A 26,122-nucleotide genomic window follows, 5' to 3' on the forward strand; every position below is an offset into this window, starting at 1 on the left:
GAAGGGCATTTAACCAATCAGACCATGCAGCATCCATATTTCCGTATACCAAGAGGGTCCCATATAAGTCAAAAAAGATCCCGTTAATTGTCATTTTCGTTGCATCTCCCAAGATAGATTCCGTTATTGAATGGATTTTGTTGAAAATAGCGCGGATGCATACGATTAAAAAAATTAGCCTGTCCTGAGAAGTTTCTTGGCTTCTTCAGACCAATGCTGCTTAATCTCTTGAGGAACCCGAAGTCGTTCACTTGCATGTGGGAATATACGCGTATAGCCGATATCGAGCATAGGTCGGTGGGTGTCAGTTCTGTTCGGCATTCCAACGTGCCACAGTCGCATATCGCGAAGAATCAGTGAACCCATAGGCATTACCGCTTGTAGCGCGGGTAGATGCTTACTTCGTTCGCCCAGATTTTGAACATCTGAGGGTGGAAAATCCATAATCAGATGCGAGCCGGGCCAGATCTTTGTGGCTCCATTTTCTTCCGAAAAATCGACGAATGGGATGTTAACATAGATGCCTGAGACGGGTAGCACACAGAGGAGTTCAGGAAATAAGTGGTTGCCGTCGCGGTGCGGGGACTTTTCGACTTGGTTTCCGTCTATATCGGGTGGCACATCATGAATTCCACAACGAAATAGTGCCACCTTCTTACCCATAGCAGCTTCAATGACTTGGAGCGAGAACGGATTCGTGATAAATTGGTGATGGAGAAACGGCATTTCCAGAGCATGACGAACCTTACGGATCATACCACGCTGGATTGCCTCGAAATAGGCGGTTCGCGCTTCCTTGACGATTTCAAGTGGCACCGCATTTTCAAGGATCGCAGCACCTACTTCTCGCAGTAGCCGGTTCGCTAAATCAAGATGAGCGGCACACATTTTTCCGCCTGATTGTTCTGCATCCGTTAACTCGATCCGCATTGTCTTGCTCCCGAAAAAGCAATGAGAACTCCAAAAGGAGCAGTAGCGACTTGCTCTACGCCAATTGATTTCCGCGTAGCAGCGGATGGTCTTTCATCACCTCGCCATCGCGATTCCGCGTACCCGATGGCATGTAATGGAGGACCATCGCCCGACGGTCTCGGGAGGAGCGGTTCGGATCCGTTTGGTGGAGTGTCATGCAATGATGAACCATCCCGCATCCGGCACCAACTGGCACGGGGACAGCACGATCCGCATCAGCATCCACCTCTAACAACGCTGGCAATTTACCCTTCTCTGACTCAGCACGTCCGTGTGCCGCCAGTCCTTCTAAATAACTGCCGGGGATAACGTTCATACAACCGTTTTCCTCGTCGGCGTCATCGAGTGCTATCCAGATGCTCACAAGATTGGGCGGGTCGCACTGCCAATATGCATTGTCCTGATGCCAATACACCTCACCGCCGTGATAGGCGGGTTTGTAGAGAGCCTGGTCATGGAATAACTGGATATCGGCTCCGATTAAACTCTCGGCGATGTCTAACAGGGGATCGTGGTAGAGCAACTTCCGAAATTCCTCATCGAGCCGCCACATCTCCATAATCTGTAACATTTCTTCGGCGCGATCGGCATCCTCATCGCTTTCCGTGTCCCCGACGACTGCCAGGTTGCGCAAACCTTCACCGATTGTGTCGCGTTTCTGCGCAAATAGTGCGTCGTAATGTTCGCGTAACACGGTAAGATGTTCGTCATCAATGAGTCGTCTGTTGATGTTGAGATAGCCCACACGTCTGAATTGTTCGACCTCTTGGGGTGTAAGTTTCATTTTTTAAATTTTCCTTGCAGTTCGTTGAGGTCGGGCTGTGTAGAAGTCGGTTCGTTCCGTATATCCAGCCCGGCCCGTTGGTTGGGCTTACGCGTTTTCTCTACAAAGATTCAGTCTACATCACAGTCTTCAAGAATCTTTTGATATGTCTGTGATGCTACGTTATACGCCTCGCGAGCGGCATCGCGTTCCTCTTCTCGAATGCGATCAACCTTTTCGTTCCAGCAGACCTCCACAGCATCTAAACACCATTGTGCACTTCTGCGACTTGCTCGGATCGGTTCACCGTCTACAATAACGAAAACCGGGTTCGTATGAGACGACGGGAAGATTCGTAACGCAACCCAACTGGATCGGTCAATGGATGCTTCAAATTGAACGGGGACGATTTCACCGTTAGCGGTAATTTCTCGCGTCTCAACCGACTTGCCATTGACGATGAGTTCAACGGGCACTTTCCGTTCTTCCGCAATCCGCGCACGTTCAATGTCCCAATACGGTTGCTGATCTAAGGGGCGATTCTGGAGATCGGGATTGGGTTCCTCATTAAGTCGTGCCGCGACACGAGCGTTAATGTGCACTGTGCTGGGTGCTTCCAGATCCAACTGACTAATCTCTCCAGCTGTCGTCTTTTCTCCAACGGGTACGCCCCCCACAGTGAAGTCTAACAGATGACTTTTACCGTCTCCGACGTAGGAACGCCCATCTCGCAATCCTGCAGCCCATGCATCGAAGTCGAGGGAGCCAGCAGGCATTTTCACATAGATACGACCTAATCCGACGCGTTCACCGTAAATGCAAGGGAAATCCGTCTCGCCACTGATTCGCGTGCGAAAACCACAGTTCAGGGTGTGATACCAGATATTCAGTTCCCAAACAGCGGGTGTGTCCACTGTGGATATGAAATCAACAGCGTCGTGAACGACATCCACGATATATTCATTCGCACCGATACCGTCAAAAGGGGGCATATTGTAATTCGGAAGTTCGTCTCCATCCACTTTCAAACCCCAGCCGCTGTGACTGAAACCCGTTACCGCGCCCTGCTCTTTTGCCCATTGGAGGACAGGGAGATCCCAACTCGGCCATTCCTCAATGCGCTCAGTGCCGCTGTAGTCATCCTCAGTCAAAGCAAGCAATGGAGGGAAAACCCGAAACCTCTACATCGTATCGCATCACGTAATCATCGGTCGAGAGTTCGTGAACCTTACCGTCGAAAAACTCCTTCTGAAAATACCAACAGGGTCCCCACGAAAGGACACAGCCGACATTGAGATCCTCTCCGAGAATGTGTCGCATCATATCTTCTGGTGTAACACCCTCGGTGGGACTTTCATAGTGTGCACAACCCGCGGCATGGACGTGATGATCACCGGAACGCCAACCTTCTGCCGCGATGTGGATCCATCTTTCCAGACGAAATGTCTCTTGATGCGCTTCGGTATTTGGGACGGTGACGGTTTGGGTTTTTACTCGATATTCCGGTCCCCGTGTGTACTCGACAGTATATGTGCCGGGGGGTAGCAGCACCGATTCGCCGTTGTGTCGATAGATTTGGTTATGAAAAAAGAAATCGGGTGCCAATCGCCGCCCGCGTGATGGATACACCCGGTTCAACGCGTCACGAATAATAAACGAGGCAGTTGTCGGTTTTCCGTCAAAATCTAATACCTCAAGCGTTACGTCTACCGCTGGCACTCACTACGAAAGCCGATGTCCTGTGTTCCCTGACCGACATTGAAACCGAGCGTCGCTTCCCGTTTCCCCGCGTCGCGGCTGTAGAGTTGAACGATACGATACTCCAGTTCCAATCCCGAAAGACTTGCCTTCAACGGTGGTTTGGCATAAACTTCAATATCCAAGAAACGATGCGGAATATCGCTTTTTGGCACGGTCATCTCTGGGTCAGGGCTTCCACTGGAACGCTTATACAGGGGTGCGGCGTTCGTACTCTCAGCAACTAAAGGGGCTGTTACGCCAGCCTCGTTGTGAACCTTTACCAAGAAGGTGCGCCAACCTTGTTGCATCAGTTCCTTATTTACTCGACCTTCCTTAACCTTCACGCGGCTCTCAGGGTTGATATTGACACCGGTCAAACAGTATGCGTCAAGAATTTTTTGGATGTCAACAATTGCCTGTGTGTGGTTATCGGAAACCAAGGCGTTCTCAATTGCTGAAAGATCGTCTTCAGAGAGGGGTGAGCCGAGATAGTCCAACGCCTCAATAAGTCGTTGGGTCGCTGATGCGAACGGTTGAAACTCCACTTCAGTTACGAGGTTCAGTTCATCCGCGAAACCTGCTGAAGTGAAAGTGAGAAGCAACATCCAACTGATAAGTGTCAAGTAAAACGGACTGCAGGTTCCTTTGTTTAGAAGAGTATTATATCGATTTGTCATCCATCGCATGGGGCGTTCCTCCTAATCGCTGGTTGGTTTCTATCACTAATGCTGTATCCTATCATAATGTAGGGTGGATGTCAAATTCACAGTTGTCTGAATCGACACTCTAAAGCGACTTATACCAAATCAATTGGACTTTATGTCACATGATAATCTACACCATACTGCACTAAGCCTAATCGTCGTGCGACACCTTGAGAAGCCACATTGTCCCACGAAGTACTATAAAGAGGCATGCGGTTCAAGGCACGGACAGCGAGTGCCCAAGCCGCGACAACTGACGTTGCACACCCACGCCGACGATAACCCGCCAACGTATCAACACCTGCTTCATGCGCATGTGATGATATGCGGACACTCCGGCAAATTGAGACTGCTTGTGAATCCTCTATGATCCCTAAATAGGGCTGTGAACTATTGAGTTCCGATACCATTTCGGTGAAATCTCCGTTTAGGAGTTCTGCATTCTCACGTGATAGTCGGACTGTTCTTGTTGGGGGCGCAATATGTTCAGGAAAGCGATAAGCAGGCCCGATCCAGACCCGTTCAATCGGTGCGTGACTTCGAAGAATATCCTCGAATTGCCTATGACGCCTTGGAATTTTCTGGGAACTCATAGAAATTGCTTCAGTAGCGGCGACAACCTTCAGTTGTGCAACTACAGGGTCGGGAAGGTCGTGCCGGAACCTACAGATTGAACTTTCGTTGGTGTATCCGAAGAAGAAACGAGGTGCTGGTTTTCCATCCCCAGAAGGTTCATTGATACGTTGAAGGTGTCCATTCTCATCCTGTGTGAATAGTGCCTCAACCTGTATTTTCATCAGTTCTGCGTCAGATACATGTTCTTCCATAGTCCAAGTCATTCTCCAGTATAAGGCTTCCCTTAAACTGTTTTCCTATCCCCGCTAACATTTACTGAAGTCCACTAAGGCATTTACGTACGCGGTAGTGGATCTGCGTAAGCGTTCAATCCGTTCCTTGGGAATAGGTCCGCTATCCTCTTCAATGCACAGATCGGATATAACGCGGATACCGACATACTTGACGTTATTAATCGCACAGACATCCACAATCGCCGATGATTCCCAATTCACCGCAACAGCTCCACTCTCTACAGCAATTTTATCCCTAACTTCACGATTATATACATCCATATCTCCGCAAATTACAGGGGCTTTTGTAAGCGTAACATTAGGATGTGTTGATAGGGTATTTGCGAACTTGTGTATTGAGGATGAAGAGGCATCAAAGAGACGATCTCGCCAACTCTCTTGCTCGCGCTGGATTTCTGATCGATTTGGCGCGTCGTGTTCAGAGACACCCGTAATCACGACAATGTCTCCGATGTCCAAGGTATCGACCAATCCACCCGCAAATCCGAACTCAAAGAAGGTGTCTACCTGATATGTGTCTATTATCATTTGGCACATCGATGCCGCACGCACTTTTCGTCTCCATCAAGCCATTCAGACTGCAATCTGCTATTCCAGTCAACCGAATCACCAACCTCCTGACCCAAAACATCCAGAAGTATACGGGTTTCGTCGGCGTAAGCCGTCATGATACATAGTTTTACACTCACAAATTTCACTCCGTAATTATAATTGGCGAGGTTAGGAAACCTCGCCAGCACGGAAGGGAGTCCAAACCTCTTGCGTTCATACTAATCGCTTGATTTTCGAAATTCACAGTAACTCTCATACCGAGACTGTGAAATGTCACCTTTTCTCAAGGCTACATCCACACGACAACCTTCCTGATCAATATGCGTGCAATGATTTTTCATACAACGCTCTCGGAGTGAGCGCATCTCTGGAAAATAGCGGGCCATCAAGCGAGGTTCAATGTCCCAAAACTGCAGCTCACGAAGTCCTGGCGTATCGGCGATAAAGCCGCCGAAATCCAAATTGTAAAGTTGGGTTGCGACGGTCGTGTGTCTTCCACCACGTCTCGGATTCACTGCGTTCGTTTTCAGTTTCAAATTGGGCTGAATGGCATTCAGAAGTGAAGATTTTCCGACCCCTGATAACCCAGTGAGTGCCGAAATCTTCCCTCTCATCCACGCTTTCAAATCCTTGATTCCCTCGCCAGTCGTTGCACTCGTGAGGGTTGTCCGATAACCGATTTTCTGATAAATCGCGGCTATCGAATCCACTTCTGATCGGTTTTCGAGCATATCAATTTTATTGAAACAGATAAGAGGTTCAATGCCTGATGCCTCGGCGATAACGAGGAACCTGTCCAGCATTCGCTGCCAGATCGGCGGTTCTTTTACAGAAGATACGATGATGAGTCCATCGAGATTCGGAATGAGAATAACTCTTTTGGATTGTGTCCCTCTTCGTTTGTATTGGCTCTTCCGCCGCATAACGGCTGCGATCGTACCATGTGATTCATCAATCACCTGAATTTTAACGCGGTCCCCAACAAATATCTGCTGATTTGTGCTAAAGGCATCTCGTTTTCCCCGCAGCGAACATTGATATCGATTCGCATCACATTGCACAACGTAAACACCGTTGCTCGCATGCATCACGATACCCTCGGGAAGTCCGATCAATTTTTCGTTATCGAAAAGATAGCCCGTCCGTTTGAGGAGTTCCTCGTCGGGGATGATGCGTGCGCCTTTGATCGCACTGAGACGCCTAACCCGGTCTTTGACAAGCATCTTCTCCGATTTGAGTAGCAATGCCACAACGACGGGTTTGTCTTCGTCAGTGTCAAGGGCATTCTCGGCATCCCGAATCGCTGGATTCATACCAAGATACACCCGGCTATAGGTGACACGCTCCCGCCAGTCAAAAGCCGAGTAATCGCCTGCGATAATCTTTTCCGCTTCACTTAAAGTTGTGCCTGCGTAAACAGACATTGCCATAACTGTTAATTACCTTTGTTTTCTCTATCCCAAATCATCGAGAAATTTCGCGAATGATTCAAACGGACGTTGGTTAAGACTATGATAAGACGTGATAATCTGTCACCTACATTCAATTTTGGATGCACTTTAGAAGGCATCACGTGAATGATGTGCTGATTTTTCTTGACGTGTTTCACGAAATTGGTTATTCTTTTTATCAGTGAAGAATTTCATTTGATTCAGGACAAGGAGAATACCCATGGAAACGTATCGTGCCGCTGTTATTGGTTGTAGCCGGATGGGCGCTTTTATTGACAACGAAGTCCCCGATTACGAAGCGATTAAGTTACCTTATTCCCATGCCGCAGGCTATTTTGCCGAAGAAAGAACCGACCTTGTCGCATGTGCGGATCTGCGTCCAGAAGTCATGGAACATTTTGGAAACCGATATAATGTCCCGAAAGCGAATCAGTACACCGATTATCGGGACATGCTTGAAAAAGAACAACCTGATATTGTCAGTGTTGCCACACAGCCAGAGCATCGCGCAGAAATTGTTATTTACGCAGCAGAGCACGGTGTGAAAGCCATCTATGCGGAAAAGGCGATGGCGGCTTCTATGGATGAAGCAGCCGCAATGGTAGCTGCCGTAGAAGAAAACAATGTCGCCTTTAACCTCGGCACAAATCGTCGGTGGCATACAGGTTTCGACAAGATGAAAGAGATCATTGACAGTGGTGAAATTGGTAACCTACGCACCTTGATTATCTATTCAAACGGTACACTTTTCAACTCAGCCAGCCATCACTTCGACCTGATTTTACGTTTGAATAGCGATGCGCCTGCAAGTTGGATCACTGGTTATCTTCCGCAAGGCGATTCGGTTTTTGATGGGAATGAACTGCGAGCTGATCCGTCTGGCGGTGGAACAATCCAATTTGAAAATGGTGTGACGGCACATGCCTTGCTAACGCCACGGAGTAGTGAATGGGAAGCGATTTGTGATGGCGGAACCGTTACCTGCTGGAACAACGGTTGGCAGTGGCATCTCCGTAAGCAGCAAGATATCCCCGGATGGAGGGCATGTCAGGTTCCTGAAACCTTTCCTGAATTTGAACATACCAGTAGCACCGCAAACTTGGTTAAAGACCTTGTTCACGCCTTAGATACAGGGCAACCGACTCGAGGCGGCGTCCGGTGCGCGTATGCCAGCACTGAACTGATTTTTGGCATCATTGAATCGCATCTACACAACGGCACACGTATTGAACTTCCGTTGACAGACTCAAAAATCCGTTTACAGAGAAACCCAACTGCCAGACAACCCAGGACCGAGTAACCATAGCAAGTTGGGTATCAATCAAGAATTTCAAGGGACGCGCCTCGAATGTCGTCCAATTCTTGCGCGCTGAAGACACCAGCACGGTAGAGATTCCGATACTCTTCAGAGACACTCTGACCGAATATCATCAGATCGTCTGTGTTAATTGTCACAGGTACGCCGTTGTCATATAAGACGCGAATCGGATGGGAGGCGAGGTCGGACACACCCCCCAACATCACGTTGCTCGTTGGGCACACGTTCAATTGTATCTGATGCTCCACAAGCCACCGCATGACTTCAACCGATTCCGCAGCACCAATGCCGTGTTGAACCTCGTCTAAATCCAAGACTTCAGCCGTCCGCCTGACTTCTTCCGCACCCCCGAACTCGCCAACGTGCGCTTTCAGTTTCATCTCGGTTTCGCGTGCCTTTGCAAACAATGGCTTCATAACTTCAGGTGGACACACCTCTGGACGGCTATAGAGATCAATTGATTGAAATATCCCGGATTCTACCGCCTCGTATGCGAAGCGCGTTAGTTTCGGATCGTCAGCATTTCCACGGGAAAAGCCGAGTTCTGGACGTAACTCTGCTTGTTCCCGGTATCGCTCAACCAATGTTTCAATAAACGCACAAAGCCCATTCACCCCGTCGGGATAGAACTCCGCCAGACGGATGTCGAAGCTCATCTCAAGCATAACAACGCCATCTTGGACGGCATCGTTCATCGCTGACACCCCAACGAACTCAAAGCCTTCACGGTGTTTTATGGGAGATGCTAAGACCGCGTCGGCGTATGCCATCATCTCTTCAAGTCCATTCATCGTGGAAGGCGGTTTTGTTAGAGAATGCCCTATCCAACGTTCAACATTCTCTAATCGTGTGCTGAAGAACGCATGACAGTGAACGTCAGTTTTGGGGGTTGCCCTTATAGCAGTCAAATTATCTATGGAGAGTGCTTCAGCGAAATCCATATTCATAATACAAATTTAGGAGTCCAATGCGTCAGAGATAACATAGTCCAAACTATAGTATATATTGTCTATATGTGAATAAACTTATCACAATTCGGAACACCAAATCACATTATGAAAACTACGCTTTGTGTGTCCTAAAATTTGAATAATCTCAAAATTAGAAATAGCCTCGCGTAATTACATCATTCTCAGGCTTTTCCTCAATAACACCACGAACATGCCCCACAAATCTTAGAAATACCTCTGTCGAAAAAGGATTGGTTTCTAAGTATTGAGCGAATCTTTCCCTATTCTTCTGTCTCCCTATGGCTGTACTGAATTCCCGACGCACATCAGAAGAAAGTCGTTTTGCCTTACGTAGTACAAGAATCTCATCTATAGCCGTAGTGTGAGTACTTATAGGTGACATATCAAGCCATTCACACAACAAATAGTACTTCGCCCCTGGAACAACAAGTTTAACGTCTAAAGCAGTCGCAGCAGCCTCCTGAAACATTGTTTTATCTAGGTTTGTCTTGCACTCTGCCGCGATATAGGCAATATTAGTTTCTCTTGTTATACTACCTTGAAAGTCTTTATGGTGTGACGATCGAATAAACAATCTTCTGCTTATGGCGAAATCATGATCTTTGGTCCTAACTTGCATACCACCACCGATTCTATCTGTCGCGATACCCGATTCAAATCTAATTCCCGAGAAGCAGGTCATTGGACCGAAGCCCAAGTCATAGTCTTGAAGTAGATCAGACAAAGCCGAAGTTAATAATATAGGAAGGAACTCTTCAATAATGGTATTATCAAGTTTAAGTTGACCCTTCTGGCGGTAAAGGAAATTATTTTTGCTGTCAAATATGACATTTAGTTCAATGTACCGTTTGTATTCATTTAGTATATCAACCATATCAGTTACAATTTCTTGAGGTTCACCTGTAACTAATTTTAGTTTCTCTAACCATTCTTTATAAAATGTCAGTGCGTCTAAGATATAGGGGCGATCTGACTTAGGAAGTTTTTCATTTTCAAGTAACGCGTTTAATTTATCACCATGCGGTGTAGGGAGGACATACATACTTAAACCTCTTTCACATCTTTAGCATTAAACAAAGGTGATTCATGAACACTGCTAATGTTCTTTAGAGCTAATCTGATGTCCTCTTTCGATTTTTCAGGTGCTGCTGAATACGACACTTCCAATGTTTCTTGAGCTACCTTTCGAGCAGTCTCCAAATATACTTCAAGCGGCGGATGTTCAAGCGGCGGGGAAAAGTGGAGAATATCTTCAAAGATATTTTGCCCGAAACTATTATGAAATACCCTCTGTTGCTTGAGAGTTAAATTAAACCCCAAAGATCTATGACAAACTTCGGCTACAATTTCACCGTTAAAGAAACGTGTTCCTTTTACTGTTGATTCTCTACCTACTACAAAAATCAGTCTCGCACCGGCACGACATACTCTTGCTAATTCACTAAGGGCTTGAGCCATATCAAGGCAAAACTGAACAACAGTCAGAAATCTGTTGCCTCTATGCTTCCTATTGGCTCCAAATTCTGACCTTGATACTTTTAACAAGTTCCAATTCAGGGCTTCCATTGATGCTCGATACTGCTGATGATAATTAAAAACATTAATATATGGAGGGGAGGTAATAACAAGATCCACTGACGAATCGGATAAGGGTACTTCACGGGCATCTGAAAGAAAGACCTTAATCGGCTGGCATGAAAACGGCAGTTCAACTACAAGTTTCCTGAGATTCGTCCAAATCTTAAAAACCTTTTCCACCGATATATCAGCCTGATAAAAATCCAGTAAAGTAATTAATGTTTCCAACAGTCCACGCTGAAAGCGGTCATCTACTTTTGATAGTAAACCAACAAGTTTCAGTTTAACTGCCTCAAAGTTTGTTTCATCTTGGTCTCCATCAATATTCTGAAAAAGTGGTAAACTGGGTAAAAATTCAGCATGAAGGAGGCTTGAAACTGCCTGTAAATGTGAACGGCGTGAATCAACAGGAAGGTTGATAAGATGGTAAGTCTGTGCCAGCATAGCGGCAGCCGGATTAATTTCGGTGCCACTCGCTTTAAGTCCAGCGATACCAGATTCAAAAAGAACAGTTCCACTGCCAAGAAAGGGATCAAGTACAGTCGTATCCCGATTGGAATAATTATCTAAGAATACTTGAACCAATTGAGGTGAAAATTGCCCTTTCCAACGTAAAGGATTACTACGGTACTTATTAGCGATATCGAGATCCGCTTGAAGTATTTCTTTCGTGTTAAAAGGCGTATCTGCATAAATTCCATTTAAAATCGGCATTACAATACCTAAAAATAAATGTGGATGTGCTAAAGCACAACCTTCTTCGCATTGGATTTTAGCGTTTGCCGGGGTTTTTGCTTGGGTGTTTTTTCAAAAGGTGTATCGCACTTAAAATTGCCCAAAGTTTAGTAATATTAAGGATACCGTATTTATTTTTTATTGTCAAATTTTTACACAAAGCAGTGCTAAAATTAAAATCTCATACTATCCGCCGCGATGGCTTCTTAGGATTTTTCCGATGCGTCCAGATTAATACAGAATATAACGCCTTGTGCTAATTGACCATGTGTTTTGTTAAATTTCACAGTTGTTGGGTTTTGGTTGTAAATTGGACCTTGATTTCATCTCTGCTTTGTTCTCATATAGAGACTTTGATTTAAAAATGGGGGCAATATGAACCGAAACTGTCAAATTACAAGTGACAAAGGGTTAACACTGTGAAATCTAAATCTACATAGAGTTAATTAGCACAAGCCGTGAATATAGGAAGTTCACGGTTGGGAATACTGGCAGATTTTCTTGTGCCGACGATCGAACCTCCTGCTGAGTGATAGAATCGTTCGGCGTTCGGGTCTCCTTAACTTTCGACCGAAGCCTTTGCCAATAAAATTAGGCTCAACGAATAGGTAACTCAGTTCTACTTCAGAAGCAGAAATGTGTTCTAACGAATAAAACCCTATGATGTCTCTTGAGTCTTCAATCACAAAAGTAGGGTTGTTCTCAATGTAGTGTTCGTCAACCGTGAGTTCCTCAAGACATGTTTGCATAAATCGGTCAGAGTAACCCCAAGATGACTTGGAACGGAATGCGAGTCCACTCAAATGTTCAACTTCACTCGGTAGTGCCTGTCGAATTTGCCATTTCTGTGTATTGGACACGGTTTATGTTTCCTTTACGTAAGTGAGAGATGCGCACCGAATATCTTCTAATTCCTGAGCACTGAAGACTCCTGCCTGATAGAGATTCCGATACTCTTCAGAGACGCTCTGACCGAATATCATCAGATCGTCCGTGTTAATCGTCACCGGCACGCCGTTGTCATATAAGACGCGAATCGGGTGGGAGGCAAGATCGGATACACCACCCAACATCACGTTACTCGTTGGACACACGTTCAATTGTATCTGGTTCTCCGAAAGCCACCGCATCACTTCGATCGATTCTGCGGCACCGATACCGTGTTGAACCTCATCCAAATCAAGGATTTCAACGGTTCGTTGGACTTCTTCCGCACCCCCAAACTCACCAACGTGTGCTTTGAGCTTCATTCCCGCTTCGCCTGCCTTTCTGTATAAAGGCTTTACGGTTTCAGGAGCACACGCCTCTTGATGACTATACAGATCGATTGATTGGAACAACCCCAATTCTATTGCTTGATGCGCCAATTTCATCCATTTTGGATCGCCAGCACACTCCCGCGCAAAACCGAGTTCTGGACGCAAATCAATCTGCTCCCGATACCGCTCAACCAACATTTTAATAAATGCGCGAAGTTCGGTCAACCCCTCCGGATAAAACTTAAGCAACCGGATATCGAAACTCATCTCAAGTAGAACAACGCCATCTTGGACGGCATCATCTATCGCCGATGCCGCGATGAACTCAAAACCTTGGCGGTGGTCTAAGTGAGGTGCTAATGCCTCGTCTATGTACGCATGCATCCCCTCAAGTCCTTTCATTTTGAGAGGAGGTTTGATTAGAGGCTGTCCCAGCCAGTGTTCCACATTCTCTCGACGTGTACTTAAGAAAGCGTGGGAGTGAACATCAGTTTTGGCGGCTGCCCTTATAGCGTCCAAATTATCTGTGGAGAGTGCTTCAACGAAATCAATAGACATTATAAATCTACGTACGCCAACCACGGCACACGGTGTGTGCCTGCTACCTTAAAGATGAGCGATGTCTCCCCTCTCTGCATATTCGATGATACGTAAGTATTCACCATACACACGACCTCTTGATACCTCGTGTTGATGCCAATCTTCTTTAGACACTTTAACCCCGTCGTATTCAGCGACATAGGTAATAGGTGAAAGCGTTTGAAAAGGGAAGAATTTTCGCAAGGTCCGTAAGCATCGACCACTGTGGTGCGCCTTGCATAGAAACGCGATACTCTCAGGAGAAATGTTATGCTGTTCCAATACATCAAGACTGAAGGTGACATCTTCAAGTGTGTTTGTTGATCTGGCTTGAACGAGGATTATGGCTGATGAAATACCGCGCGCGATAAGTTCTTCACGCATTATGGACGCTAAAGGTCTACCTGTTTCATGGTAGAGCCTGCCACTCAGACCAGTGACCAGTATCTTTGGAAAGCGACCTTGCAGATAATCACGCGCCACAGCGTCTAAAATTTCACTATCAATAGAAGAAGTTCCATAGATGAAAAGGAGTTCGACTGCTTCGGGCTCAGAAGCCGCGAATACAGTTTGTGTAATGCGCTTAATCTCTTCCGGTGACAAATCATTCACCGCAACTTCTCTTGGAATGGGTCGATTCTTGAAATCATTCATCTACTAACTCAATTTTTCAGTTGCTGGTTCGATGCAGGTAATTTTTCCATCTGAAAGTGTGTAGCACTCTCACCGACGATTAAAAATCCCAGCCTCTGATAGAAGGCGATACCGCCGGTGTTGACCTGTAGCACCTGAAGTGCTACACACTGTCCCTCAAGACTGGCATCGTCAAGAATAAACGTCATACAGGCGGAACCGATGCCTTTTCCTTGGTACTCAGGAAGAATAAAGAGTTGATTGACTTTGAGTGTATCAGAGGTATTAGACGTTGCCAAGAAACCGACGTCTATTGCGCGAAATTGAATAATCTGAATATCCTGTGCAGCGAACCGTCTATTATGTAGTTCCTTTTGGTAGTTATCATCCCAACCCCATATCTGTTCTACATACTCACGGAACGCCGCCTTCTTCACGGTAAAAACGAATTCGCTATCGCTTGCGCATGCCTTGCGAAAACTTAACGCCTCCATGGCAAACCTCCACTTTCGGGCAGTATAGGATTTATACCCCTTTCTTTGCGACAATGGCAAAACTCACATTGTAAGCCATCTCGTGCGTCCAACTTCCGGGTGTGGCATCAATATCTGGCAGGGTCCATGAACGTTCCTCAACCCGCTCAATCAAGAAACCATTGTCCACGAGTCCATTGAATATATCACTCAAGTAGTGCCGGAAATCGAATGCGCCGTCTGGATACCTGTAAATACGTTCAGAATACGGTTCGGTGACGCGATAGAATTCACCATCCCACTCCAAGGAATGGTTGGCGGGATTGCCAAAATCTACGCGATACTGACCCCCGGGACGGATAATCCTTGATACACCTCTATAGATTTCATGAACGGACGGCACCCAACTCATGGAGGGCCCTTGGTAGATAAGATCATACGAAGCATCTTCAATTGCGGACAGATTACGGATATTGGCGCAAATTGTCTCAACCGGATAGCCGTAATGCCTCGCGGCAGTAATATCCCCGTCGAGCTGACCCTGTGTAAAATCGATCACAGTCACACGGGCATCCAGCAGACCGAACACCGCCGACTGCTGTCCTCCACCTGCAGCGAGACACAACACGTTCTTGTGGGCAACATCCTTGAGCAGATACGCAGGATAGATTTGGTAGAGATGATACGGGACCAAATCAAGCCCATCTTCAGCGTATTCCAGAATATCGTCTCTATCAAGGTCGAGCCACGGCACAGTAAAGCCGTTCTTTCTCAAGACTGCGGCTTCCCAACGCGCTCGATTGGCAATCGTAATTTCATCATTCATTTAGATTCACCCATCGGTAAATATGGCGTTGCTCCATTCACAAACAAATCGGCTCTTTCACGAGGAAGATGCGTTTTGATATAGTCATCTTCTTTCGGCATCCAATCTTGTTCCCAAATAGGGCGTGCCTTTTCACCGTCTCGCGCGATGCCACGGGCAAGACGGATGGCTCTCGGACATTCCACCCATATTTTCAAATCGTAGAGATGTGTTAACTCACGCCGCATCGTATAAACACCCTCAACAAGCACCACATCGGAAGCAGATATCGTCCGCCATTCCGCGAGAACGTCTGTCTCCCAATCGTACCGTTGGTAATGTGTTGAACGCCCCGCTTTAATAGGAGTGAGCACCTGATCGCGGAGACGCTCCCAATCGAAGTCGCTACCAATTACCCCCGCTTGTTGATTTTCACGTTGATTAGAAGGGAGGTAGAAATCATCGTGCTTAACGATGGATACGACCCAACCCAAAGTACTGAGTTTTACTTCCAACAGTCGCGCCAAAGTGCTTTTTCCAGCACCGCCAAGGCCATCGATAGCCACAAGCAGACAAACTTTTTGATGTTGGAGCATCTTCAAACAATTTACAGTGTTTGTGAGCGACTTGAAATCCACGTTGCGGCATTCCTACACCCGACAATTCGACTCAATCCACAGGGACGACTTAAACCATCACACTCTCTATCCATGCTTCATCAATTTCGAGACCGAAACCCGGGGCATCCGATGGAGCGACGTAGCCGTCTTTGATGACGGAAGTGCCGGGTAGCTTAACCATTTCCTCCAGAGGAACACCCGGAGCAGAGATGCCTTCGGAGCGTTCACCCCACGTGATAGCAGGCATCGCAAATGCCAGATGCTGACCGTAGGGGTAGTTCATGCCACCGTGCGTAATCACGTTAATCCCATTCGCCTCTGCAATGTGACAAATTTTTGCCGCCGATGTAATACCACCACACCACAAAACGTCTGGCTGGAAGATGTCAACCAATCGTCGTCCTGCTGCCTCCGCGAAGACAGTTGGTAGATACCAGTGTTCTCCTGTCGCGAGCGTTTGCCAAGGGAGGCGTTGACGCACCGTCTCGTAGCCGACAAAATCATCGGGAGAGATGTAGTCCTCCATCCACTTCAACCCGTAAGGCTTCATCGTTTCACAGACGCGCACGGTATGCTCTATGTCAAAACCGGTCCAAGCATCCAGCATCAAGTCGACGTTATCACCAATCGCTTCCCGTGTCGTCGCTACCAATTCTTCGAGTTTCGCTAAACCTTCTTTTCCTTGCTCTGGACCCCACGGTGTGAAGAGTTTTGTGGCTTTGAATCCGAGTTCCATATACCATTCCTGATCGAAGCCAGAGGCGTAGCAGAAAATCTTTTCTTTTTGCGGTCCGCCCAGGAGTTCGTAAACCGGTCGTCCCAAAATTTTGCCTTTGAGGTCCCACAGCGCACAATCCACCGCACTGATGGCGTAACTCGTCAAGCCGGTCGCGCCAAAAGCGGCTGACAATCGCACCATCATATCCCACACCTTCTCAGTTGCCATGCAATTCTCGCCGACCAGATATGGGGCAAAGTGATCTGAAATGATTCGGGTCACGGGACCGCCGTAAAGCGAGATGCCGAAACCCCATGTTCCGTCTTCTGCCGTTATAATGCATGCCGGACGCTTCCATTCCGAATAGGAAACGTGTCCCTCTTTCCTGTTAAATGATGGATAACGCGTAATGGGTCGGTTCAATTGATAGGTTCCGGATCGGCTCGGTGTGCGCGGCGTTGTTGTCGGTTTCGGGTTTAGCTCGATTTCTACGACGCGGATTTCTTTAATTTTCATAGAATCCCCTTTCTATACTGGATGAAGTTGCAGATACAGCAACTCTACTGATTATGGTGGCTTGACGAACCCAAACGGCCATAACCCTGAAATGTTCAAGTTTAATATACACCATCTTCAGAGAAACGGCAACGGAGAAATTCGTGAGAGACGGATTTCGCCAAATAGGTTAGGAAAGGTCAAATCTGGGATGTGATACAAATCAGGCATATTTAGGCTATCCGACCGAATTCCTGACCCGTTGGTAGGCGCGCCCAATTTTAAAAACAAGAAGTCCAAACTCAATCTTCTCTGTAATCGCAGCATCATCTGTCTGATAGTGGTTCAGAACCATATCAATAACCTTTTTGGCAACAATACCATCAGGCGGTAAATCTGAGTACATCTCTATAGCGAATTCAGATAGATCTATCGCTGGATCGTGCAGCAAGGCATCAGCGAAATCAATAATGGCAAGTTGTTCAAGATCTTCCTGTACAAAAAACAGGTGGTTTATTTGGAGATCTGTGTGAACGACAGCCCATCTCTGGTCTAAGGAGTCCTGCAGATTTTCCAGTTTTTCATTCCATCGGCTTGTATAGATTTCCGTGGTATTTTCTGCAATAACCGCGAGTTGTTGCCTTGTGTCACGAATTGCCACTGCGAAAGGATCGGCAGCGCGTGGGATGTGGTGTAATACCTCGTCCGGGAATTTGTGCCTGTGCAGAAAGGTGAGGGAAGTCCCAAGAGATTTGCCAAAGGATTCTAATTCTCCAGCGGTAAATGTCTCAAGTGCTTCTATGGGTAGTGAAGAGCCGTTGATTCTTGAAAATATCGCATAGAATCCTTGATCGTGTACCATGATCGGTTTAGCGACAGTGAAAGGCATTGATAATGAGTGCAGGTATTCTGTGAGTTTAACTTCTTTTAGAAGCCTGGTTCGGTAGGCGTTGCGCGCAATCTTGAGGATAGCATTGTCGCGGTAGTAGAAGGTAAAATTATCACCACCGCGGTGGCGTTTGGATATAGGTTTTATATCTTCAATAAGTATATCTGTAGCGAATCTTTTAAGAAAATCACACACATTTTCTGCTGTAATCTCAGTTGTTGGATTCATTAGAGCACCTCTACATCGAATAAGCGAGAACGATAGTTGAGCTCGCGTTTGAATGAAGGCAAACCTTACGAAGTTTGGCCATTTCCGTCCATCAATTAGAGTTCAGCAGACTTGATGTTCCCCAAAATTCGCTCTAACACCCCTCGCACTTCCTGATGTTTTTCGTCCGTATGTGAAATAGCAGGCGTTCGGAGTCGGTGGTTCGGATAGAGACCGTGAAGATGGAGTGCCGATTTGATGCTCGGTAGCCACTCCAACTTCGTTGCAGTCTTGAGCCAAGGTTCCTCAGAGCGAAACACAATCTCCCGGGCATCATCGTCCCGTCTTGTGGTTAAGGCATTATAGAATTCCAAGGCAATGTCTGGTCGGAAGGGAGCGATGGTGCAGAGATACGCCGTAGAACCGATCGGGTAGCCAAACATGAAATTGCGCATCTGCCCACCACTAATCACCGCAAAATTCTCGTCAACGGTTGCACGAATGATGTCATAGTAAGCGTAGAACGGATGACCGTCGTTCTTGATGCCGACCACTTCCTGACGTTTGGCTAACTCGGCAACGATGTCCACAGGATAAGGATCTTGCCATGCTCCCCAAACCAACAAAGGCATCGGCGCGGCATCCTGAATGCTATCGAAATAGCCAACGATAACCTCGCGCTTCACACCTAATCCGGGGTGAAGCTGGACCTTGACAGCGTCTACGCCTGCAGCATCGCAGTGTTTCAAAAACCCTCGGCACTGTCCGGGGTGCCACCAACCCGTTGAAGCAATGAACAGCGAGCGACCTGATATTTCCTCTGCCAGTTCCGCAGTCAACCGCCAGATTTCTTGGTCTGTCAGACTACAGAATTCGCTACTACCATACGTGAGAAGTATGACTGGGACATCCTGCTCACACAACCAGTTGACGTATTTCCGCATTGCGCCAATATCCAGCGAATCATCGTCGCCAAAACAGGTATTCACCGGCACAACGGGACCTTTCAACTGTTCCACCACACGAATCGCTCGCTTCATAAGGGCTTCTCCACTCAAATTGGTAAGGGACAGATTTTCTCAAAAAATTCAGGAATTGTCAACAAACCCGCAGTCCATAGAAACACTCTATCTCGTTCTGTGAGTTCGTTTAGACAAACCCACGCCACGTCCACAAGAACCTGATTCTCTTTTAGTTCGGGATCGCTCCCTAAGGACACTGCCTGCGTGCCTATTTCTACCAAATAAGTGTAGTATTGATCATTAGGTGCAAAAGTAACAACAGATGTTGGGCGGATTATAGTGCCTTCGACACGGCACTCTTCCCGAAGTTCTCTCAGCGCGGCTTGTTCAGGCGTTTCACCTGCTTCGATACGTCCACCGGGAAGGCACCACCATTCTTCTCCTTCGTGACGGTGCTTGACCATTAGAATTCTTTTCTGCCTGTGAACGAGACACTGTACACGCGACATTCACAACTCCTTGATTAAGTATTCTGCCAAAAAACGCATGGAAATTCTCCTTAAAATTTCAAAATCTTGCTATACATGACTGCGTCGTTATCTCGGTAGAAATCCTTCAAGAGAGCTTCTAATCGAAATCCTCGTGATTCGTAGAAACCTCGACCTTCCTCATTGTCTTCCTCACAAAACAGATATACCTTCCACAAGGGATGGTTAATTTTTACAAAATATTGACGCATATCTTCAAATGCAACCTCTAATAACCGAGTCCCCCAACCTTTTCTTCTATTTTCTTCCTCAAAGATACCGGATTCCGTAATCTCGATATTATGTCCTGATACCACGCGCCAAACGAGTTCACCCAGAATTGTTCCGTTTTCTTCCAACAAACGAACCGCACGATAGCCTTGAAGGCAATCGCTATAATGGTCTGGCATATGATTTTGTGCGTGAACAATATCAATGTACAAAGTCTAACCCCTCCATGTAGAGGGCGCGCTATAGGCTTCATTGGTGTTCAAGTTCGCGATAAGCTTTCAGTAATGCCTCTTGAATGTTTAGAAATTCAAGGTATCCGGGTGGTAGTGGATATTTTGTTACATCAAATGGCTCAAATGGATTGTCAATCTTCCGTCTTGCAAAGGCATAAAGTGCTTTCTGTTCCGCTGTCGCTTCAGCTACCTGTTCAAACGGGATTCCACAATTGTTTCGCCACAACTGAGGTTCAACCGCATCAACCATCGCCTGAATCGGTGAAACTCGCTTTCCAAGCTTTGAATTCAGAAAGCAAGCCAACCTCTCGGCTTGTGCACATCGGTTGTGCATAATGTCCTCATAGCCGAAAAAAAGTCGGTGTTGCACATCTTCTGTGTGCTGTAGGATAAGGGTCATTATATGTTGCCAACGCAGCAAGTTCATCGCGACAAAGGAGATACGGACTTTCGTATTAGATGGCATAATGAACTTCTGCCACGATACTGCTATGTCGAGAGGATTGCGAACCGTGATTATGTAAATCGCATCGCCCCATATCTGTTTCCAAAACGGCAAAAAATGGCTCAGTGCCGGATCTTTCCAAAACCAAGGACCCTCTTTGTGCATTTCAGCCATCAGTTCAATGGCTTTCTTTTTGGACGTAGGGTCAGCGGCTTTTTTTGCAATTCGGTGTTGGAAGTCGCTATCCCACCAAGTCGCTCCCGTATCAAAATCCCCTAATTCAGCAAGCAGATCCCATAGGGGCAGAAACTCCCAATAGCCTTTGGGGGCATGTGCATCAGCCTGATGTAACTTTTCGGAAGGACCCGCGTAAGCACCCCATCTGTGCACCATCTCAGCGACGACAGATGTTCCACTGCGCTCAACACCGAGCACAATAATAGGATGATTTTCGGGGTTAATCATTTGAACGTTCTCAAATCTTTAGCCAATGACAGGTAATACCAACGTATGTTGTGCGATTTTTCTTGCGCGAAACTATTTTTCTCTGTATGATAAAGATTTATGAAGATACTGTTTATCTTTTGAAGTGGTGCTTGTTGAAAGTATAGCATCTTTGGTTGTTTTTCTCTATCAAAAACTGTGTCTCTACTTTCCGCCACTAAAGGGGCGGAATGCAGGGCAATGAACAGTACATAAGGAGATAAGAGGTGTACAGAATAAGCGTTATTGTAGTTTTTGCCGTTGCTATGAGCCTTTGCTCTACAAGTGTGTTTGCAGTGGATCTTGCGGAAGGACTCGTCGGTTACTGGCCCCTTGATGGCAATGGAAATGACGAATCAGGCAACAGAAACGATGCCAATTTGGAAAAAGGCGCGAAATGGTCCGACGACGGTTGGGTGAACGGTGCCGTTGAATTCGACGGTGGTGGTGGACATGCTGTTGTTGATGATACGTTTGAGTTAACAACGACCGCAATCACGGTGATCGCCCGAATTAACGGCTGGAAAACGATAGATTGGTCAGGAATTGTCGTCGGTCGAAGTGATCCAGCATCGTGGTGGATGGGGGTCGCCGCGAACAACACCCTAACCTATGTATGGAACAACAACTCCGCACTGACGTGGAACTGGCAAGGCGCACCAGAAATCCCGGAAAATAAATGGGCGTTGGTCGCAATAGCGATTGAACCTGATAAAGCAACGAGTTACATTTATCACAGAGCGACTGATAAACTCGATTCTGAGGTAAACGACATTCCCCATATCGAACAAACAGTCAAAAACTTAAAGTTCGGATGGGATGAATGCTGTGGTGCCAGATACTTCAAAGGGTTGATCGATGAAGTGATGATCTATGACCGAACATTGGGTGCCGACGACCTCAAAAGGCTCGCAACCATCGGACTGCCTGTTGAAAGTAAAGGGAAACTCGCGGTCACCTGGGCAACACTGAAACAAAATTAGACGAAATATCGGAGTTTCCTCCTATATTGGAAACGTAGCCTGCAACAACGGCGCAGACGACTCGTGAGGCAGGCACGCCAAAGTTCTAGGGGAAACACCCAAGCAAAAACACCTACGTTGTTCTTCCGCAAGGAAAAATTAAAAATCCGTAAGGAAAAATTAAAATTTGGAAAAAGTATCTTTCAGGCAATACGCTGCACTCCTTTCACAGTATCTGAAACCCCAGTGGATACGCGTGACGTTGCTCGCGCTCTTCATGTTTACTGGGATCGGTCTCGGTTTACTGAATCCACAAATTCTCCGCTATTTCATTGATACCGCAGAAGCCGGAGGCGAAACACGAAGCCTCATCATCGCAGGCGGTGCCTTCTTCGCAGTAGGGTTCCTTGGACAAGTGGTGATGTTAATCGATACTTATTTAGCACAAGACATTGGCTGGCGAGCGACGAATCAGATGCGCGGTGACCTCGCGCATCATTGTCTACAACTCGACATGTCCTTCCATCACGAGTATACTCCCGGCGAGATGGTCGAGCGCGTTGACGGTGATACGGCGGCACTCTCAAATTTTTTTTCTGAATTTATACTTCAAGTGATCGGGAGTCTGTTGTTCCTTGCGGGTGTTCTGATTTTGGTGACGCGTGAAGACTGGCGTATCGGTCTCGCATTGACCTGTTTCGTGGTGATTTCTATTATAGTCTACAACCTAACCCGGAATATTGCCGTTCCCCTCTACACAGCTGAGCGAGAAGGCTATTCCAGACTGTTTGGGTTTCTCGAAGAACGGCTGACCGGTATTGAAGATCTTCGCACAAACGGCGGCATCGGCTATACCATGGATCGGTTCTACGATGTGAATCGGGATGTATACGGTCGAGTTGTCAAAGCACACGTGATGGGGGAAGTACTCCAAACAATCAGTGGTGTCCTTTTCGCATTGGGAGTTGCGTTGACGATGGGGATGGGTATCTACCTGTATCGGCAAGACGTTTTTACAATTGGGACCGTCTACCTCGTCATCCATTACACGATGATGCTGCGAGGTCCGTTGATTATGATTAGTCGTCAGATTAACGAACTTCAACGGGCAACCGCGGGGTTGAAACGGATCGAAGAACTCTATCGCATGACTTCCGATATTGCGGATGGCACAGAGGCACTTTCGACATCAGACGCACTTGACATTGAATTCGACCATGTTACATTTGGGTACACCGAGGATGAGTCCGTGCTGAAGGATGTTTCGTTCCAACTCGCCCCAGGAAAATCGATCGGGTTGTTGGGACGGACAGGTAGCGGCAAAACAACAATTACCCGACTCCTGTTTCGATTCTATGAGATTAATAGTGGACAGATTCGCGTCGGAGGTAAGTCAATTGAGAAGATTCTGTTGGACGATCTGCGGAACCGGATCGGTATGGTTACGCAGGATGTGCAACTCTTCAATGCAACGGTGCGTGAGAACTTAACGCTCTTTGATGCCGAAATCCCTGACGGTCGGATCCTGTCGGTGATTGAAGAACTCGGATTATCTGAATGGTATCAATCCCTACCGAATGGTCTTGATACACTGCTTGAGGGCACTGGACTTTCTGCAGGGGAAGCACAATTGCTGGCATTTGCAAGGGTTTTCCTCAAAGATCCGAAAGTTGTTATCCTTGATGAGCCATCTTCAAGACTTGACCCGGCAACGGAACAGCGCATTGATACTGCGGTGCAGCGGTTATTGAAGGGACGCACCAGTATCATCATTGCGCATCGGCTTGGAACGGTTCAACAGGTAGACGAAATTATGATTCTCGCCAACGGAGAGATTCGGGAACATGGCGAACGCAAACGACTCGTCCAGGACCCGGATTCGCTTTTCTCGCAGTTGCTAAGGACAGGATTGGAAACTTTTAATTAATTGTGATTGGATCCCTCTCCATTAAATTACGAGCGGGTTTTCGGTTAATTTGCGACTCGGTTTTGTCGGAGTGGGTGGAAGGTTGGGAATCGGAGTGTTTTTGCTGGGGTGTTTCCCCTCCTACACCAAGAACGTAGCCTGCAGCAACAACGGCGCAGGCGGATATATACAAACGGACACCAAAGTTCTAACTCACGTTGTTCTCCCGCAAGGTATAATTAAAAAATGACAACAGGGCAAGCATCGATTCGCCTCATCCGTTACCGTCCACTCCTTTTTATCGGCACTATCTTTTTTCGGGGATTAGACGACCTAATGCCGTTGTTCGACGGACTTATTCGGAAGGCATTTTTTGATGCACTTGATCCCGTCACCGGAGGATCGGGGGCAGGACTCAATCCTTGGACATTCGTTGCACTCTTCGTTGTCGCACATCTTGGCGATCGTGGCGTACTCATCTCTTCAGCGTTCGTATGGGCGCGCTGGCGTTACGCTATTTCAACGCTTCTCCGAAAAAACCTCATGACTGCTATCATGAACATGTCGGCACCACATAGCGTCTCAACTGCCTCTGGTGAGACGACAAATCGGCTCCGAGACGACGTTCAAGCGATCCTGAGTTATCTGGAGCAGTACATTCACTTATGGGGCAATCTCATCTTCGCGATCTTGGCAATTATCGTGATGGCTCGAATCAATGTAACCGTAACTGTCATCACAGTCATCCCAGCTATCTTAATTATTACAGTCGTCAATGTGTCAAGACGATTCATTCAGAGGTATCGTACAGCGCAGCGTATCACCACGGAACAGTCGACTAATTTTGTCAACGAATTGTTCCAATCCATCTTGGCAGTAAAGGTTGCACGGACGGAGTCGAATGTAATTGCCCATTTTCAGAAATTGAACGATTCACGCCGCAAGGCGACTGTGGTGGATAACCTGTTCAATCAAGTCTTGCGATCCATAAGTTTCAATATCAATACTCTCGCCACCGGCGTGGTCTTGATTTTGATTGCTGAACAGATGAAAACAGGCGTATTTTCACTCGGCGACTTCGCGCTTTTTCATACGTATATCGGTGAAGTTGCCAGAAGCGGATCGCTCGTCGGCAGTATAATGGCACAGCACAAGCGAGCAGAGGTTTCGTACTCCCGCATGGAACAGACCGTTGATGAGATGCCCAGAGAAGATTTAGTGGAACACACACCGGTATATCTGCGAGAAAATCAACCACCGCTCCATATCCCTCAAAGGACCGAGGCAGATCAGTTACATGAACTCACTGTTTCTGGTCTTACCTATCTCTACGATAGCGAGACAGCGGGGATTACTGACATAGATTTGAAAATTCCAGCGGGTTCGTTCACTGTTGTTACGGGACAGATCGGTTCCGGTAAATCGACGCTGGTGCAAACGCTCTTGGGAGTCCTGCCGAAACAGGCAGGCGAGATTCGCTGGAATGGCGAAATTGTTGAAGATCCGAAGTCGTTTTTTGTTCCACCGCGTTGTGCCTATACACCCCAAACTCCGAAACTCTTCAGTGAAAAACTCAGTGACAACATCCTCATGGGGTTGCCGTGGAATTGGGATGACCTGAATCGGGCGATCCGACTCGGTGTCATGGAAACAGATCTACCGACACTCGAGGACGGTTTTGATACTGTGGTCGGACCGCGTGGGGTCAAGTTGTCGGGTGGACAGATGCAACGTACAGCGGCTGCACGGATGTTTGCCCGAGACTCGGATCTTCTCGTTTTTGACGATCTCTCTTCCGGGTTAGATGTAGATACGGAGCAGATCTTGTGGGAACGTCTTTTTGAGACCACGCGGGCAACTTGCCTCGTTGTTTCTCACCGCCGTCCCGCGCTGCGTCGGGCAGACCAAATTGTCGTTCTAAAAGACGGGCGCGTTGAGGCAGTCGGAACGCTGGATGAATTGCTTGCCTCCTCTGAGGAAATGCGGAAGTTGTGGGCGGGCGATTGAGACTGTTAACCTAACGTGGTGGGCAGAAAGGAAAT

24 protein-coding genes and 2 pseudogenes are annotated in these 26,122 nt (G+C 47.0%); 4 read left to right on the forward strand and 22 right to left on the reverse strand.

All coding sequences use genetic code 11. The annotated features are described in order from the left end of the window. Window positions 1-174 precede the first annotated feature (174 nt). The 7 genes and pseudogenes from J4G07_00085 to rsgA all read right to left on the reverse strand — a co-directional run bounded on the left by J4G07_00085 (window position 175) and on the right by rsgA (window position 7,030). Window positions 175-930: a phytanoyl-CoA dioxygenase family protein gene (locus J4G07_00085; GenBank protein MCE2412377.1), complete on the reverse strand. Its 756-nt coding sequence runs from the start codon at window positions 928-930 to the stop codon at window positions 175-177. A gap of 55 nt (window positions 931-985) precedes the next feature. After that, entirely contained in the window at window positions 986-1,756 is a 771-nt protein-coding gene (locus J4G07_00090; GenBank protein ID MCE2412378.1) for a phytanoyl-CoA dioxygenase family protein, read from the reverse strand. A gap of 110 nt (window positions 1,757-1,866) precedes the next feature. Further along, window positions 1,867-4,080: pseudogene (locus tag J4G07_00095) on the reverse strand (CehA/McbA family metallohydrolase). 212 nt (window positions 4,081-4,292) lie between these two features. After that, window positions 4,293-5,006, reverse strand: coding sequence for a GNAT family N-acetyltransferase (locus J4G07_00100; protein MCE2412379.1), 714 nt, complete (start codon window positions 5,004-5,006; stop codon window positions 4,293-4,295). Between the two features lie 54 nt (window positions 5,007-5,060). Next, on the reverse strand, window positions 5,061-5,576 hold the full coding sequence (locus J4G07_00105) for a hypothetical protein (GenBank protein ID MCE2412380.1): 516 nt from the start codon (window positions 5,574-5,576) through the stop codon (window positions 5,061-5,063). After that, window positions 5,573-5,737: a hypothetical protein gene (locus J4G07_00110; protein ID MCE2412381.1), complete on the reverse strand. Its 165-nt coding sequence runs from the start codon at window positions 5,735-5,737 to the stop codon at window positions 5,573-5,575. The genes J4G07_00105 and J4G07_00110 overlap by 4 nt, the downstream gene beginning before the upstream one ends. An 81-nt stretch (window positions 5,738-5,818) precedes the next feature. Further along, window positions 5,819-7,030, reverse strand: coding sequence for a ribosome small subunit-dependent GTPase A (rsgA, locus tag J4G07_00115; protein ID MCE2412382.1), 1,212 nt, complete (start codon window positions 7,028-7,030; stop codon window positions 5,819-5,821). 241 nt (window positions 7,031-7,271) lie between these two features. Between rsgA and J4G07_00120 the strand changes: the two genes are divergently transcribed. Further along, window positions 7,272-8,351: a Gfo/Idh/MocA family oxidoreductase gene (locus J4G07_00120; GenBank protein MCE2412383.1), complete on the forward strand. Its 1,080-nt coding sequence runs from the start codon at window positions 7,272-7,274 to the stop codon at window positions 8,349-8,351. Between the two features lie 17 nt (window positions 8,352-8,368). Here the strand turns inward: J4G07_00120 and J4G07_00125 are convergent, their stop codons facing one another. From J4G07_00125 to J4G07_00195, 15 genes and pseudogenes are all read right to left on the reverse strand, one after another. Further along, a complete protein-coding gene (locus tag J4G07_00125; protein MCE2412384.1) occupies window positions 8,369-9,316 on the reverse strand; it encodes a hypothetical protein in 948 nt (315 codons plus the stop codon). A gap of 154 nt (window positions 9,317-9,470) precedes the next feature. Beyond that, entirely contained in the window at window positions 9,471-10,382 is a 912-nt protein-coding gene (locus J4G07_00130; protein ID MCE2412385.1) for a Bpu10I family restriction endonuclease, read from the reverse strand. 2 nt (window positions 10,383-10,384) lie between these two features. Next, entirely contained in the window at window positions 10,385-11,632 is a 1,248-nt protein-coding gene (locus tag J4G07_00135; protein ID MCE2412386.1) for a hypothetical protein, read from the reverse strand. 463 nt (window positions 11,633-12,095) lie between these two features. Then, a pseudogene (locus J4G07_00140) lies at window positions 12,096-12,402 on the reverse strand (GNAT family N-acetyltransferase). A 114-nt stretch (window positions 12,403-12,516) separates the two neighbouring features. Continuing rightward, window positions 12,517-13,470, reverse strand: a complete 954-nt coding sequence (locus J4G07_00145) for an adenosine deaminase (protein MCE2412387.1) — start codon at window positions 13,468-13,470, stop codon at window positions 12,517-12,519. A 48-nt stretch (window positions 13,471-13,518) separates the two neighbouring features. Continuing rightward, the gene (locus tag J4G07_00150; GenBank protein ID MCE2412388.1) at window positions 13,519-14,145 is read right to left on the reverse strand and encodes a YdcF family protein; all 627 of its coding nucleotides are present in this window, start codon (window positions 14,143-14,145) and stop codon (window positions 13,519-13,521) included. 8 nt (window positions 14,146-14,153) lie between these two features. Next, window positions 14,154-14,618 carry a GNAT family N-acetyltransferase gene (locus J4G07_00155; protein MCE2412389.1) on the reverse strand — a complete coding sequence of 155 codons (465 nt, stop codon included), beginning with the start codon at window positions 14,616-14,618 and terminating at the stop codon, window positions 14,154-14,156. A 31-nt stretch (window positions 14,619-14,649) separates the two neighbouring features. Then, on the reverse strand, window positions 14,650-15,423 hold the full coding sequence (locus J4G07_00160; protein MCE2412390.1) for a class I SAM-dependent methyltransferase: 774 nt from the start codon (window positions 15,421-15,423) through the stop codon (window positions 14,650-14,652). Further along, complete coding sequence (locus J4G07_00165; GenBank protein ID MCE2412391.1) at window positions 15,420-15,998, reverse strand: uridine kinase; 579 nt, start codon at window positions 15,996-15,998, stop codon at window positions 15,420-15,422. Before J4G07_00165 ends, J4G07_00160 begins: the two co-directional genes overlap by 4 nt. A 91-nt stretch (window positions 15,999-16,089) precedes the next feature. Continuing rightward, the gene (locus tag J4G07_00170) at window positions 16,090-17,256 is read right to left on the reverse strand and encodes a hypothetical protein (GenBank protein ID MCE2412392.1); all 1,167 of its coding nucleotides are present in this window, start codon (window positions 17,254-17,256) and stop codon (window positions 16,090-16,092) included. Between the two features lie 217 nt (window positions 17,257-17,473). Further along, window positions 17,474-18,352: an aminoglycoside phosphotransferase family protein gene (locus tag J4G07_00175; GenBank protein ID MCE2412393.1), complete on the reverse strand. Its 879-nt coding sequence runs from the start codon at window positions 18,350-18,352 to the stop codon at window positions 17,474-17,476. Window positions 18,353-18,447: 95 nt separating this feature from the next. Beyond that, window positions 18,448-19,371 carry a dihydrodipicolinate synthase family protein gene (locus J4G07_00180; GenBank protein MCE2412394.1) on the reverse strand — a complete coding sequence of 308 codons (924 nt, stop codon included), beginning with the start codon at window positions 19,369-19,371 and terminating at the stop codon, window positions 18,448-18,450. 14 nt (window positions 19,372-19,385) lie between these two features. Next, a complete protein-coding gene (locus J4G07_00185; GenBank protein ID MCE2412395.1) occupies window positions 19,386-19,802 on the reverse strand; it encodes an NUDIX hydrolase in 417 nt (138 codons plus the stop codon). Between the two features lie 50 nt (window positions 19,803-19,852). Further along, window positions 19,853-20,263, reverse strand: a complete 411-nt coding sequence (locus J4G07_00190) for a GNAT family N-acetyltransferase (protein ID MCE2412396.1) — start codon at window positions 20,261-20,263, stop codon at window positions 19,853-19,855. A gap of 37 nt (window positions 20,264-20,300) precedes the next feature. Continuing rightward, entirely contained in the window at window positions 20,301-21,194 is an 894-nt protein-coding gene (locus J4G07_00195) for a sulfotransferase (protein MCE2412397.1), read from the reverse strand. 245 nt (window positions 21,195-21,439) lie between these two features. Here J4G07_00195 and J4G07_00200 point away from each other — a divergent pair, with 245 nt between their 5' ends. The 3 genes from J4G07_00200 to J4G07_00210 all read left to right on the forward strand — a co-directional run bounded on the left by J4G07_00200 (window position 21,440) and on the right by J4G07_00210 (window position 26,087). Next, window positions 21,440-22,195, forward strand: a complete 756-nt coding sequence (locus tag J4G07_00200) for a LamG domain-containing protein (protein ID MCE2412398.1) — start codon at window positions 21,440-21,442, stop codon at window positions 22,193-22,195. Window positions 22,196-22,451: 256 nt separating this feature from the next. After that, window positions 22,452-24,101, forward strand: a complete 1,650-nt coding sequence (locus tag J4G07_00205; GenBank protein MCE2412399.1) for an ABC transporter ATP-binding protein — start codon at window positions 22,452-22,454, stop codon at window positions 24,099-24,101. Between the two features lie 225 nt (window positions 24,102-24,326). After that, entirely contained in the window at window positions 24,327-26,087 is a 1,761-nt protein-coding gene (locus tag J4G07_00210; protein ID MCE2412400.1) for an ABC transporter ATP-binding protein, read from the forward strand. Window positions 26,088-26,122 lie beyond the last annotated feature (35 nt).

The sequence above is a fragment of the Candidatus Poribacteria bacterium genome, from assembly GCA_021295715.1.
Classification (GTDB): Bacteria; Poribacteria; WGA-4E; order WGA-4E; family WGA-3G; genus WGA-3G.

Bases quoted from the DNA above. Each gene is read 5' to 3' on its own strand.
- J4G07_00150 (MCE2412388.1), bottom strand. From the start codon at position 14,145: ATGAATGATTTCAAGAATCGACCCATTCCAAGAGAAGTTGCGGTGAAT.
- J4G07_00100 (MCE2412379.1), bottom strand. From the start codon at position 5,006: ATGGAAGAACATGTATCTGACGCAGAACTGATGAAAATACAGGTTGAG.
- J4G07_00090 (MCE2412378.1), bottom strand. From the start codon at position 1,756: ATGAAACTTACACCCCAAGAGGTCGAACAATTCAGACGTGTGGGCTAT.
- J4G07_00135 (MCE2412386.1), bottom strand. From the start codon at position 11,632: ATGCCGATTTTAAATGGAATTTATGCAGATACGCCTTTTAACACGAAA.
- J4G07_00145 (MCE2412387.1), bottom strand. From the start codon at position 13,470: ATGTCTATTGATTTCGTTGAAGCACTCTCCACAGATAATTTGGACGCT.
- J4G07_00120 (MCE2412383.1), top strand. From the start codon at position 7,272: ATGGAAACGTATCGTGCCGCTGTTATTGGTTGTAGCCGGATGGGCGCT.
- J4G07_00180 (MCE2412394.1), bottom strand. From the start codon at position 19,371: ATGAAGCGAGCGATTCGTGTGGTGGAACAGTTGAAAGGTCCCGTTGTG.
- J4G07_00160 (MCE2412390.1), bottom strand. From the start codon at position 15,423: ATGAATGATGAAATTACGATTGCCAATCGAGCGCGTTGGGAAGCCGCA.
- J4G07_00185 (MCE2412395.1), bottom strand. From the start codon at position 19,802: ATGTCGCGTGTACAGTGTCTCGTTCACAGGCAGAAAAGAATTCTAATG.
- J4G07_00195 (MCE2412397.1), bottom strand. From the start codon at position 21,194: ATGATTAACCCCGAAAATCATCCTATTATTGTGCTCGGTGTTGAGCGC.
- J4G07_00155 (MCE2412389.1), bottom strand. From the start codon at position 14,618: ATGGAGGCGTTAAGTTTTCGCAAGGCATGCGCAAGCGATAGCGAATTC.
- J4G07_00105 (MCE2412380.1), bottom strand. From the start codon at position 5,576: ATGATAATAGACACATATCAGGTAGACACCTTCTTTGAGTTCGGATTT.
- J4G07_00205 (MCE2412399.1), top strand. From the start codon at position 22,452: ATGTTTACTGGGATCGGTCTCGGTTTACTGAATCCACAAATTCTCCGC.
- J4G07_00085 (MCE2412377.1), bottom strand. From the start codon at position 930: ATGCGGATCGAGTTAACGGATGCAGAACAATCAGGCGGAAAAATGTGT.
- J4G07_00170 (MCE2412392.1), bottom strand. From the start codon at position 17,256: ATGAAAATTAAAGAAATCCGCGTCGTAGAAATCGAGCTAAACCCGAAA.
- J4G07_00175 (MCE2412393.1), bottom strand. From the start codon at position 18,352: ATGAATCCAACAACTGAGATTACAGCAGAAAATGTGTGTGATTTTCTT.
- J4G07_00210 (MCE2412400.1), top strand. From the start codon at position 24,327: ATGACAACAGGGCAAGCATCGATTCGCCTCATCCGTTACCGTCCACTC.
- J4G07_00125 (MCE2412384.1), bottom strand. From the start codon at position 9,316: ATGAATATGGATTTCGCTGAAGCACTCTCCATAGATAATTTGACTGCT.
- rsgA (MCE2412382.1), bottom strand. From the start codon at position 7,030: ATGGCAATGTCTGTTTACGCAGGCACAACTTTAAGTGAAGCGGAAAAG.
- J4G07_00165 (MCE2412391.1), bottom strand. From the start codon at position 15,998: ATGCTCCAACATCAAAAAGTTTGTCTGCTTGTGGCTATCGATGGCCTT.
- J4G07_00130 (MCE2412385.1), bottom strand. From the start codon at position 10,382: ATGTATGTCCTCCCTACACCGCATGGTGATAAATTAAACGCGTTACTT.